At 40.5% G+C, this 10,451-nt stretch carries 16 protein-coding genes; 13 read left to right on the top strand and 3 right to left on the bottom strand.

What is annotated here, in order from left to right:
* Position 1 precedes the first annotated feature (1 nt).
* The 5 genes from NXH67_RS18365 to NXH67_RS00820 all read left to right on the top strand — a co-directional run bounded on the left by NXH67_RS18365 (position 2) and on the right by NXH67_RS00820 (position 2,973).
* Positions 2 to 157 carry a DUF4256 domain-containing protein gene (locus NXH67_RS18365; protein WP_334305010.1) on the top strand — a complete coding sequence of 52 codons (156 nt, stop codon included), beginning with the start codon at positions 2 to 4 and terminating at the stop codon, positions 155 to 157.
* A 152-nt stretch (positions 158 to 309) separates the two neighbouring features.
* Complete coding sequence (locus tag NXH67_RS00835) at positions 310 to 606, top strand: GNAT family N-acetyltransferase (protein ID WP_272796028.1); 297 nt, start codon at positions 310 to 312, stop codon at positions 604 to 606.
* 217 nt (positions 607 to 823) lie between these two features.
* Positions 824 to 2,062 carry an immunoglobulin-like domain-containing protein gene (locus NXH67_RS00830; protein WP_272796026.1) on the top strand — a complete coding sequence of 413 codons (1,239 nt, stop codon included), beginning with the start codon at positions 824 to 826 and terminating at the stop codon, positions 2,060 to 2,062.
* Positions 2,063 to 2,075: 13 nt separating this feature from the next.
* A complete protein-coding gene (locus tag NXH67_RS00825; protein WP_272796025.1) occupies positions 2,076 to 2,543 on the top strand; it encodes an HD domain-containing protein in 468 nt (155 codons plus the stop codon).
* 1 nt (position 2,544) lies between these two features.
* A complete protein-coding gene (locus NXH67_RS00820; RefSeq protein WP_022779480.1) occupies positions 2,545 to 2,973 on the top strand; it encodes an SWIM zinc finger family protein in 429 nt (142 codons plus the stop codon).
* Between the two features lie 241 nt (positions 2,974 to 3,214).
* Here the strand turns inward: NXH67_RS00820 and NXH67_RS00815 are convergent, their stop codons facing one another.
* From NXH67_RS00815 to NXH67_RS00805, 3 genes are read right to left on the bottom strand one after another with little or no spacing between them, the layout of a single operon-like run.
* A complete protein-coding gene (locus NXH67_RS00815; protein WP_022779481.1) occupies positions 3,215 to 3,493 on the bottom strand; it encodes a hypothetical protein in 279 nt (92 codons plus the stop codon).
* 2 nt (positions 3,494 to 3,495) lie between these two features.
* Positions 3,496 to 3,918, bottom strand: a complete 423-nt coding sequence (locus tag NXH67_RS00810; protein WP_022779482.1) for a hypothetical protein — start codon at positions 3,916 to 3,918, stop codon at positions 3,496 to 3,498.
* A gap of 1 nt (position 3,919) precedes the next feature.
* A complete protein-coding gene (locus NXH67_RS00805; RefSeq protein ID WP_051139954.1) occupies positions 3,920 to 4,540 on the bottom strand; it encodes a DUF4417 domain-containing protein in 621 nt (206 codons plus the stop codon).
* A gap of 210 nt (positions 4,541 to 4,750) precedes the next feature.
* Here NXH67_RS00805 and NXH67_RS00800 point away from each other — a divergent pair, with 210 nt between their 5' ends.
* The 8 genes from NXH67_RS00800 to NXH67_RS00765 all read left to right on the top strand — a co-directional run bounded on the left by NXH67_RS00800 (position 4,751) and on the right by NXH67_RS00765 (position 10,332).
* On the top strand, positions 4,751 to 5,308 hold the full coding sequence (locus NXH67_RS00800; RefSeq protein ID WP_272796024.1) for a helix-turn-helix domain-containing protein: 558 nt from the start codon (positions 4,751 to 4,753) through the stop codon (positions 5,306 to 5,308).
* Between the two features lie 21 nt (positions 5,309 to 5,329).
* Positions 5,330 to 5,842 (top strand): ImmA/IrrE family metallo-endopeptidase, encoded by a 513-nt coding sequence (locus NXH67_RS00795; RefSeq protein ID WP_022779484.1) that lies wholly within the window; start codon positions 5,330 to 5,332, stop codon positions 5,840 to 5,842.
* A gap of 90 nt (positions 5,843 to 5,932) precedes the next feature.
* Entirely contained in the window at positions 5,933 to 6,217 is a 285-nt protein-coding gene (locus NXH67_RS00790) for an HU family DNA-binding protein (RefSeq protein WP_022779485.1), read from the top strand.
* Positions 6,218 to 7,641: 1,424 nt separating this feature from the next.
* Entirely contained in the window at positions 7,642 to 7,959 is a 318-nt protein-coding gene (locus tag NXH67_RS00785; RefSeq protein WP_022779488.1) for an SCP2 sterol-binding domain-containing protein, read from the top strand.
* 92 nt (positions 7,960 to 8,051) lie between these two features.
* Complete coding sequence (locus NXH67_RS00780) at positions 8,052 to 8,297, top strand: hypothetical protein (RefSeq protein WP_022779489.1); 246 nt, start codon at positions 8,052 to 8,054, stop codon at positions 8,295 to 8,297.
* A gap of 236 nt (positions 8,298 to 8,533) precedes the next feature.
* Positions 8,534 to 9,319 (top strand): DUF6904 family protein, encoded by a 786-nt coding sequence (locus tag NXH67_RS00775; RefSeq protein ID WP_022779490.1) that lies wholly within the window; start codon positions 8,534 to 8,536, stop codon positions 9,317 to 9,319.
* An 18-nt stretch (positions 9,320 to 9,337) separates the two neighbouring features.
* Positions 9,338 to 9,715 carry a hypothetical protein gene (locus NXH67_RS00770; RefSeq protein ID WP_022779491.1) on the top strand — a complete coding sequence of 126 codons (378 nt, stop codon included), beginning with the start codon at positions 9,338 to 9,340 and terminating at the stop codon, positions 9,713 to 9,715.
* A 302-nt stretch (positions 9,716 to 10,017) separates the two neighbouring features.
* Entirely contained in the window at positions 10,018 to 10,332 is a 315-nt protein-coding gene (locus tag NXH67_RS00765; RefSeq protein WP_272796022.1) for a hypothetical protein, read from the top strand.
* Positions 10,333 to 10,451 lie beyond the last annotated feature (119 nt).

The following is a 10,451-nucleotide window of genomic DNA, read 5'->3' as shown; positions in this document are numbered from 1 at the left end:
TTTGAAAACGTCAAGTTGGATCACTACGCCGGATGATATTCGCGACAAGGGCGGTGCATTGTTCTGCGAACGACGTTACGGAAGGGTTTTCACATTCCATAACGGGGCGGATTCGTACTATTCCGTGCGCGGGTTCAGAGGTTATACGCTTATATAAATTCAGATTTGTGATTAAATTTCAGAATAAATCAGAACGTTAACTCGGCAGTTTGTCTTACGAGGAGAGCAGAAAATGGAATAGCAATAGGCTGGTGTAATTCGAATGACAGGTTAAGCTACTATAGAACCGGTGAATTTGATCTGCATACTTTGCCTGATGATGAGGAATACACACATAACATTGCTCCAGGTGAAGTTAAGGCTATAGTATGTTTTGAAATTTCTCCGGAGTACCGAGGTAAGGGAATTGCAACTCAGTTTTTACGTAGAATCTGTGATGATGCAAAGCTCGAAGGATACAAATATGTTGAAGCATATCCGGTAAAGGATGGAGAGAATATAGAAATGGCTTTTACCGGACCGTTACGATTATATGAAAAGGCCGGCTTTGAAATCTTTGAACTGTCCGGCAATACATATACGGTGAGAAAAAAACTGATTCTATAAATGGGAATGCTTGAGTGAAAAAGTGTACCACCTGCGCTACCCAATTTTTTTACCGCCCCAATATAACAAAAACTAATTGCCTGTAAGTTACAGGGTAAGCGCTTTTAAATGAGCTGGGATTGAAGATTCCGGCTCATTTTTTCTGAGATAATACGTGCCTATTGGGGTATAATGGATATAGCCGTTTTTGACTGTGATTGAACACTGGAGGAGCAGTATGAAAAGATTATGTGTCGCCATGTTAATACTTATGACGATTGTTGCTGTAGGTTGTGGAAACAATAATGTGGCAGATAGCGGAGCTGCTTCCAGCACAGTGAGTGAACCGGAAGCGGTTGAAGCCAGCACTCTTGGTGTGCCTGCGGTGAAAGACGGAGTTTTGAGACCGGGAGAAGACTGCGCTGAGGTTTATTTCGAATGGGATCCTGTTGAAGGTGCTGATGGATACGAAGTCTCTGAGGAGAATAAGTACTATTCAGAAAAAGAGTACAGAGAACCTGAAACAGTTGAGGTCGCCGATAATTCTTATGTTACCGGTGCCCAGGATTATTTTGATTTCAGAATAAGAGTAAGGGCTTTTAATGGTGAAGGAGCCGACAGAGTTTATGGCGAATGGAGTTCTTTTGTCACGGGAAGTGCATATGAAAAGAAGACTGCTGCAGCTGGCGGACCCTATGGAGAGATGTCTGTAGTTATTCCTGAAGGATGGACTGCGGAGATTTCTGCAGTGGATGATGGGAAGCTCACTTATGGCCTCTATGGATTGATACTAAAACCAAAATCTGCAGATGCAGGGCAGATAGAGCTATTTTACTCAGACAGCTTTGGCGTTTGCGGAACAGGACTTTCACAGGAAGAGATTACATTAGCGGGATATACCGCGCATGTTGGTACATATGATGATCATGAGCATTGGGATTTCATTACTTTTGGAGACGAGCGTCCGCAAATAGTAGCCCAGAGCATAGACTGCGATTCCTGGATAAGCTATATGTGGGAAGAAGCAGATACTATTTTGGATACGCTTAAGTTTGATCCCAGCAAGACTGAAGGCGGAATAGGACAGTACATTTCAGATTCTGAAGTTGAGGCTCTTGGACTCATGATGAGTGTTAGTAATGTGACGACCTCAGGACTGACTGTTCATTTCAGACAATACGATGATAAGAGCAGCAGCGAGCTAACATATGGAGATGGCTACACACTTGAGAAGCTTGAAGGTGAGAAGTGGGTAGCGGTTCCGATGATAATTGATAACGGAGTTTTTACTGATATTGGCTACAATATTCCAAAGAACGGGGAAGCTGAGATTGAAACTAACTGGGAATGGCTTTACGGAAAGCTTGAACCTGGAACATATAAGATAACCAAGATTGTATTGGATTCAGGAGTTAGCAGCGAAGGGGATAGTCTGAATCGGTATCCTATAAGCGCACAGTTTTTGGTTGCCGGATGATGGAGGATCCACGATGAGCAGATTAAAAGACTTGAGAAAGTATGTAGATAAGAAGCTTAACAAGATAGAAGACGAGGATAAAAGGACCAGTGCAATATCGCATTTGTACGGTGTATCTCTTGCAGCGCAGATGATTGCTAAGAAAAGAGGCCTGGATCCGGAGCTTGCAGCTATGGCTGCTATGCTCCATGACATGCATGCTTACAAGACCGGCTCTTATGATGACCATGCTCACCTTGGTGCAGATTATGCCAGAAAGGTCCTCACAAAGCTTGAACTTACAACACCTGAGGAGACAGACATCATCTGTTCAGCAATTTATCATCATGATGACAAGCTGACTGTTGACAGCCCTATGGATGAGGTTCTCAAGGATGCAGATGTTATCCATCACTGCATGAATGATCTTTCCAAGCCCATTAAGGAGAAAGAACAGGCAAGGTTTGACAGTTTGATGAAAGAATTTGGGGTGACTGAGTAGTATGGGACTTATTGAAATCGCCAGCGGCAACTCGGTTTGGCGTGGCATGGATTATTATAATAACAAAAAGGTAGAGTCCGTAGAGAAAACAAGTGCTACCTCTTATGACGGTGTAGTAAAAGGCACTGAGCTTTACCATGTGCACGTGGATTTGGAACATCCTAGAAAATCCACCTGTACTTGTCCTTTTGCTGATGGACGCAGAGTTATCTGTAAGCATATGATTGCTCTTTATTTTACTGCAGAACCCAAAGCTGCTAAGGATTTCCTCAAACAAGTAGAAGAGTGGGAAAAAGAGGAAGAAGAGGAAGAACAGCGTCATTACGATGAACTTCGTGATTATGTAAACAGTTTAAGCAAAGCTGAACTTCAGCAGCTATATTATGACGCGCTGATCGAATTAGAAGACAGACGCAGGAATTATTGGTGAATCTCGCATCAGGAATATTGATGCCAAGCGTAAACTTTGATTTTTTTCGCGAACCTCCTATAAAGAATATGCAAAAAGCATATATATTATAAGTCCAATAGTCTAATGCCCTCGCAAGTTGCGGGGGCATTACTTTTAGTGTGAAGCCTTACACGACTAAAGTCGCGTGCATCTTATAGCAGCCTATCGGCTGCGCCCGCTTTAGGCGGACGGACTGCGTTTGATCGCATTCTTTAGGAATTCACTCGTCAACCCATTCTGCGTCTTTTTCAATCTCCCAGAATGTTTTCCCATCAAACAGGGGCTCTTTTAGGAATTTTTCCAGACTCTCTTGGTTGCTAAAGCCTTCTACTTTCCATAACAAATTACCTTCTGGTTCCCATTGTTGAAGTTCAAAGCGATATCTTCCGTCATCAAGAATATATCCTTGAGAGAAATATTTCTTACCATTGTAGGTATAAATTAATTCTTCTCCACCCCAGAGCTTGTCAATAAATTCGTTGATATTACCATTTTTCATTGTTATGTAACTCCTTTAAAGTATTTTTTATACTTTTTGTACAGCTTAGAGTTTTTGTGCAATATCTTTGTGGTCCTTTCGAAAGGCCCTGCTTTTGTTTGGCTAAAATCAGTACTGTATTCATGGTAGTGCAATACCTTTGTTTTGGTTTTTAGGCCGGATATGTCCTCTGGATGATAAGCAATCTCTATTCTTAGATTGTGATTCTTATCATAAATTCTCATCATATTGAATGTTCCGTCAGAATTCATCTTAATGTAAGCTATGCTGGAATGAGATGATTCAGGAAGACTGTGTTTACCGGAGCCAGGGATGCCTTTTAATACTTTTACTCCATTATATTTGCCATCTGGTGAAAATGAAGTGTCTACTTCATAACTATACGGCACATTGTTACCGACTGCAAAGGTTCCTCTTCCGCCCATATCAATTGTCCCCCTTTCTGGAGCTTAAGTAATCAACAACAATGAGATTTCCTTCCATTTCCTTAAAAGGTGTGCCCAAACAGATAATAGCCTCCGGCTCTATGTTTATTAGCAGTTGGTAGTAACCTCTAAGAAAGGCTTTTTTATTGCCTTTACAACCGATCATCCCCACGGCAACTATGCAATGCTTTTCAATTGCGTCATAGCAAAACTCAAAGCTTCTGCTGGATCCCCAGCTAATGGTGGGAACAACAATCTTGCCTTCTTTTTGCCAATATGCGCCTACCCATCTTGATTTGCCGATAGATTCTATCTGGCGCCAAGGACTCATATCACTATATAGTGAAAAATCTGGAGTCAGCAGGAATCTGTATTTTCCGTATCTTTTCAGAGCTTTTTCTGGATGATAGTACGTAGATTCAAACCTGTAATCATCAACAAAGAAATGTACACCTTTATGAAGATTTTTAGTATCATGGGTACTTACATCTGAGCATGCTATAAGGTCAATGTTATCAATATTTAGTTGTTGTTTATGTATTATTGGAAATCCATATTTACCCTCGGTTTCGAATTCATTTCGCATAAAAAGAGGGTCATCACGCATTTGTTTACTTGTCATGGTTTTTCTCCTGTTTATGCCGGCAATTGAGCTATTGTCCGGGAATGTGTAATCTCATGTCCTTTCGCGCATAGGGATATGGTTAGATTTGTTAAACAAAGTTTAACATGGTCAAACGCATGGAGTCAAGAGGAAGTTTGCCAAGTTAAACAGAAAGTTGCATGAAGTTAAACCGAGTGATAGAATGGGAGACAGGAAGGGGTGGAATGAATGGAGAAAAAACATGAGTTAACTAGGTATGAGGTTCAATCGGTTCAAAGGATAAAGCAACTGATTCAAGAGTATTGCGAAGGAAGTCAACAGCGATTTGCTGAAAAGACAGGAGTGAATAAGGGATCTGTATCCCAGTACCTTAATGGAAAGAACTCCCCATCAAATTCTACTGCAAAGAAGATTGCTGATGCTTTTCATGTTGCGCCAGCCTGGGTTATGGGGTTTGACGTGGCTAGAAATTCAGTTATTACATTGAATGACGAAGCAAAGACGGACGAGTCCGTGCTGCTTAATAATTTTCGAGAGTTAACTCCAGAGGGTAGACAAAAGGCAATTCAGTATGTAATTGATTTAAATCAAAACATGAATTATTCCGCGAAGCTTCAAGCAATACAGGCAAAATTTCTTGATGGTAAGGAGATTGCAGAGTATGATGATGCAATTTCATATCTTGAGCAAGCAGATACAGGAGTTGCTGCTTGTTTTCGAGAGAAGTTAAGTGAAGATGACATTATTACTGTAGCAAATGTTATGAAAAAATATCAACGAAAATAGCAATTGGGAGGAGGGGTAACCGTGAAAGCGAAAGATGTTTCTGCGGAAAAGCAGATGAAAACAATAATTGCTGCTAACGAAATAATAAACCGTTTTATAAATCATGATCCTTTTTATATAGCAAGACAATTGGGGATTCGCGTGATTTTTACTGCACTTACGGATAATGTAAAAGCATTTATTACAAGAGATGCTTATGGAGCAACTATTTTTATAACAAAATTTGCTGATAGTCTTTCACGGAAAATATTATGCGCGCATGAGCTTGGTCATTTTATAAATGGCGATGTAGAATATGCACCTGCTTTTTTTGACATAGATATTGATCCAGAGAAGGAATATTTGGCAAATGTTTTCATGTCCATTTTATTTCCTCAGGCTGAAATAAAACTGAATGCAAACCCCAATACGGATATTACTGAGATCAATAAGTACTTTGACGGGTTGATTCGATACAATCATGATACAAAGAGCAGTGATGGAGAACTTAAAATTCTTAATGACAGCTCAACTATATTTGACATGGTGCATTAACTGTATTACGCTTTTGTGGTAGTGTTTTGCTCGCTACAACGATAAGGTGATTACAACCTAAAAAACATTTTCTTGAGGAGGAAAAAATAAATGAACAAGACAGAATTAGTAGAAGCTATCGCAAAGCAGACAGGTCTTACAAAAGCAGCTTCTGAGAAGGCAGTTAAGGCTTTCACAGACGTAGTATCAAAGGAGCTTAAGAAGAAGGGCAAAGTTCAGCTCGTTGGATTCGGAACATTCGAGACTGCTAAGAGAGCAGCAAGAACAGGTAAGAATCCTCAGACTGGCGCAGCTATTAAGATTCCTGCAGCTACAGTTCCTAAGTTCAAGGCTGGTAAGGCTCTTAAGGATACAGTTAACGGAGCTAAGAAGTAATTCATATTGAGATGTTAAGGATCGGGAGATTGATTCTTCCGGTCCTTTTTTGTGGTGTAGTGTAGGGAAATGATGTTAACAATTTGTTCAAGGCTTGTTTATTCTTTATTCAGCCGGAGATTGTACCATAATAATAGACAGTAAGAAAACACACATTGCTTCTTTTTCATTTTCATGGGCTGGTCATCGCGATCAGCCCATCCTCCATTTTGGGAGATTTTTAGGAATATAGAAAAGATTTAGGGCAGAACACCATTGGATAGTCGGCGTTCTGCCCGTTTATTTTTAGAGTAAGCTGCCAGTAATAAGAGGGGGACGGCAGCTTTGAAATGAATAATGAAAAAGTATATGTGTTTGGGAGGTTCAAGCTTTTGCTTGATGAGGTAATGATACAGAATAATCGTTACAGTTCAGACCCTAGCTTGAGATAAGAAGACCGGTAGACTACCATTTTTGCACAAGATGAACCTGAGGCATACGATGAGGAAGCGGATCTTTTGGATGATATCGAGTTCATGGATGCGGACGAAGCCAGAGAAGCCATCGAAGATGCAGGCTATGATCCGGATGATTTCGCCGGAGATTTTGGCGATGATTTTTAAGAAGAAATAATCAAACGATTTGTGTTCATGATAAATAAACTCTGAATGAAATGATCTATCCTCTGAGTAGTAAGAGTTTATCGCCACAGGCAAACAGGTCTGGTAGGGGATACGTAAGGTCAGCTGGGCTTTCCTTTCTAAAGAATATGGGACTTTTTTCACATAACAACAATAATGAAAATATTGATTACGAACGTCTCCGTCTGGACCTGATGGAAGAATATGGTGCTCAGATGGTAACAATTACCGGTGCCATGGGCTATTCTGACATGTGCGATACCCAAGAGGCCTCCCCGGAACAGCTCCTTGCCATGGCACGCCGGAAAGGTTTTAATCTAGATAGGTATAAGCGCTAGCGAAAAAGTTTACCACCTGCGCTACCGAATTTGTTTACCACCCAAATATAACAAAAACTAATTGCCTGTAAGTTACATGATAAGCGCTATTTAATGAGCTGGGAATAAAGATCCCAGCTCATTTTTTCTAAGATAATAAAGACCTCTTGGGGTATAATGGATATAGCCGCCTTTATAATTATGAAGCCGCTGACCTTTTTTATATGAGAAAAAGACCAGCGGCGCTATTGTAGGGAGGACCCTCCGGGGTGTGGGAGCCGAAGGGGTTTGTGTGATGAATGAAAAAAATGTTGTGTGTGGGGATCAAGAAGCTTTGTTCTTCTTGATGGTTTTATATTAAGACACGAACATTAAACGAAGCTTAAAGTGTTGTGATGAAATTGTGAAAAAATACAACCTTAAGATTTGTAAGTGATGATACAGGTAGAGATGCGAAGTTTATTAGAAAAAAAGGAGGATCAGGAACATGAAGTTTGAAACGGTATTGTCAAAAGTAAGAAAACTTGCCGAGAAGGCAGATGTCAGCAATGTAGATTTTCTTGCAGTGCAGGTCAATCTCACAGATACTGAGCCAAATGTTTTTTATGTTGAGGTCAAGGACCACAAGATCAATGTTGAGCCTTACGACTATCACGACAGAAACTGCGCAATAACAATAAAGTCTGATGATTTCAATAAGCTGATTTCCGGCAAGCTTGATCCTGTTGCGGCATTTACAATTGGCAAGCTTAAGGTTGATGGTGATGTTGGTAAAGCGCTTGAGTTTTCAAAGCTTCTTAAGTGATGGAGGAATATGCGGTGACTGAATAAAATAGGACTTATAAGTGAAAGTGTCACCGAATTGACGACATGTAGAAGTCTGTGGAGGGCAACACCATGAGTACATGCAAAGCCTTTAGTATCGAGAACCCAAATGAAGCCTATGAGCACATGAAGCTTAAGCGCATTATCCAGTACAATGACGCTGATTATGATCATCCGCTCTATACCTGGAATGAAGGCGAACGGGTTTTATGTCAATGCGAGAACTGCGGAGGATATGTGCTTGTTCAGTTTTCAGAATATCATGGAGTTGAAGACGATGACTACTACACAGACTACATTGAAGCGGACAGTCCTTAAACAGCGGAAGAAATAAACAAAAAGTATTCCGGATTTGACATTGAAATGAAGTCCGGAATCAAGTATCTGGCCAAAACAGGTAGAACTGTGGTATGGCGTAACTAAAGAACTGAGCCATGGGCTATTCTGACATGCACGATGCCAGGAAGGTTTTAATCTAAATAGGCATAATCGCTAACGAAAAAGTTTACCATCTACGCTACCGAATTTGTTTACCACCTATCGAGGAGAACGGTATGATCTACGCTAAACCCACAGAAAATCTGACCGGCGTATGTGTTGAAGGGGAATTCCAGGACTTTTACGAGCTAGTCGATAGCATCTACAGTATGACTGGCCCGGAAGACAGTTATGATGACCCGTATTGGGGCGTCAAAAACAGATTACTTGGAGTATGCTACGATATCAGGCATGCATATCAGGGCGATAGAGAAATCCTTTTTGCGGATAACAATGTAACTCCTGAGCTACAAAAGTGGCATGGAAAGGTCCTGCCCAAAGAGAATGTACACTACAGCGTGAATATTCTTTTCCCAGAGGCTGTATTTGTCGCACTGTCAGTGGAAGAGATGTTTGCTTTTTGCAGGGAAAACTATGAAATATATAAGAATGATGAGCTTTTCCAAAGAAACATCGGACTTCATGACTATATCAAGGACCAGGCTCTAATAAAATTGTTCTCCGGCGCTGTTCTGAAGGCTCTTGGTGATGTTATTGGTCCAGAGGGATTCAAATCGATTTATAAGGAGATTGAAAGAGCAAAGTCTCCATATAACTTTGAGCATACATACTTTGACTACATCACCTATTACGTAGATAAGTGCAATCTAGAGTATCTCAAGACGGATCCTGCCAAGCGTCCGGACAAAATCAGGAACATTGCCAAGCGCTTTGTGAAGCCGCCAGAGAGCTACTTTAAGCTAAAAAGAGACTTTGAGTATTCAGCAAAAATAGAGCATTGCAGTATATACGAGCTGGCAGCCCCGGAGTTTGAGAATTATCCGGAGGAGATTGTTTGGTAAATAAGGGAGAACACTGAAATGTATAAGGTATTTATCACTAAAAGAGAATTTGATAATGGTTATGGTTGTGATGTTATCGAAGAATATGTTTCAGTAGATGCCGTAAAGCCTTATGACACCTCCGATGACGACTGGCACTGCATCAAGGAGCAGGTTAAAGAGCTTGCCACAGGAAAAGACGAGTCCCTTAAAAATCTGCCAGCGAACGACTGTAACTATGATTTAAGCTGCATGATAGAAGATGCGGACTGGGGAGTATTGGCAGAATCCGAGCATTTCTACATAAGAGGCGATAATGAAGACGCTTCTTTGTACCAAAAACCAGATTCTAAGCGCATCTGCAGCGTAGGGGATTTCTATGGAGATCCGGCCGCGGCTTACAACAACCCCAAATAATGGTATATTCTTACTGTTATTACTTCAGTAAACATTTATTATTGCTTGTAGAGCCTTGGATTTTTCCAGGGCTTTTATTTTTGCAAAGAGCTGGATTCTAAAATTCTAAGAGCTCCGGCTCTTTTTATATACATTTCCATGTGAAACAGGCGCTGCCTGATCATATACAGCAACTTTAAAACACAAAGTAAAAAGAAGAAAAAGATCATGGGTAGAAAACTAATCACATTCAGCTTTGGATACGAATTCATCCCGGAGCTGTCAAAACTATCAAGGAGCTATTCCCCACGGAGATAAGCTCAATGTACTGCACAACAGCACCTTCTAGGTTAACTGCGTATAAGACAGATACTTATCTTGCAGAAGCGGTAGCAAATTATGCCGGCTCAATAGACACAATGCACCTGTTTGTTGGAAAGACAACAAGGAATCAGATAGTAGCCGAGTATAAGAAAAAGGATAAGGAAGATACTCAGATCTGCATTGGCAGCCTATCTGAAGGAAAATATGTGTTCAAGGCAGGAATCATGCAAAATGCTGCATGGTTCCTTTTTTATACTTCCTTTTTAAAAGTTTATTCCTTTTTTAATCCCACCTTTAGAAAAATAATTTCATAAAATGTTAAAATTAAGTGAGTTATTCTGGAGAGGATTGTATGGAGAAAGTAGGAACATTCGTTATGAACTTCTAAGAAAGGAAGTTTGACACGTATGGGCTACGCAATTACAATCCTTGA

This window comes from Butyrivibrio sp. DSM 10294 (assembly GCF_028539135.1).
GTDB lineage: Bacteria > Bacillota > Clostridia > Lachnospirales > Lachnospiraceae > Butyrivibrio.
Note: the sequence above shows the minus strand (reverse complement) of the source record. Positions and strands in the feature narration are given on the sequence as shown.

What these genes read in the sequence shown, in the direction of transcription:
- NXH67_RS00830 (WP_272796026.1), top strand. Translation starts at nt 824, where the DNA reads ATGAAAAGATTATGTGTCGCCATGTTAATACTTATGACGATTGTTGCT.
- NXH67_RS00825 (WP_272796025.1), top strand. Translation starts at nt 2,076, where the DNA reads ATGAGCAGATTAAAAGACTTGAGAAAGTATGTAGATAAGAAGCTTAAC.
- NXH67_RS00820 (WP_022779480.1), top strand. Translation starts at nt 2,545, where the DNA reads ATGGGACTTATTGAAATCGCCAGCGGCAACTCGGTTTGGCGTGGCATG.
- NXH67_RS00815 (WP_022779481.1), bottom strand. Translation starts at nt 3,493, where the DNA reads ATGAAAAATGGTAATATCAACGAATTTATTGACAAGCTCTGGGGTGGA.
- NXH67_RS00810 (WP_022779482.1), bottom strand. Translation starts at nt 3,918, where the DNA reads ATGGGCGGAAGAGGAACCTTTGCAGTCGGTAACAATGTGCCGTATAGT.
- NXH67_RS00805 (WP_051139954.1), bottom strand. Translation starts at nt 4,540, where the DNA reads ATGACAAGTAAACAAATGCGTGATGACCCTCTTTTTATGCGAAATGAA.
- NXH67_RS00800 (WP_272796024.1), top strand. Translation starts at nt 4,751, where the DNA reads ATGGAGAAAAAACATGAGTTAACTAGGTATGAGGTTCAATCGGTTCAA.
- NXH67_RS00790 (WP_022779485.1), top strand. Translation starts at nt 5,933, where the DNA reads ATGAACAAGACAGAATTAGTAGAAGCTATCGCAAAGCAGACAGGTCTT.
- NXH67_RS00785 (WP_022779488.1), top strand. Translation starts at nt 7,642, where the DNA reads ATGAAGTTTGAAACGGTATTGTCAAAAGTAAGAAAACTTGCCGAGAAG.
- NXH67_RS00780 (WP_022779489.1), top strand. Translation starts at nt 8,052, where the DNA reads ATGAGTACATGCAAAGCCTTTAGTATCGAGAACCCAAATGAAGCCTAT.
- NXH67_RS00775 (WP_022779490.1), top strand. Translation starts at nt 8,534, where the DNA reads ATGATCTACGCTAAACCCACAGAAAATCTGACCGGCGTATGTGTTGAA.
- NXH67_RS00770 (WP_022779491.1), top strand. Translation starts at nt 9,338, where the DNA reads ATGTATAAGGTATTTATCACTAAAAGAGAATTTGATAATGGTTATGGT.
- NXH67_RS00765 (WP_272796022.1), top strand. Translation starts at nt 10,018, where the DNA reads ATGTACTGCACAACAGCACCTTCTAGGTTAACTGCGTATAAGACAGAT.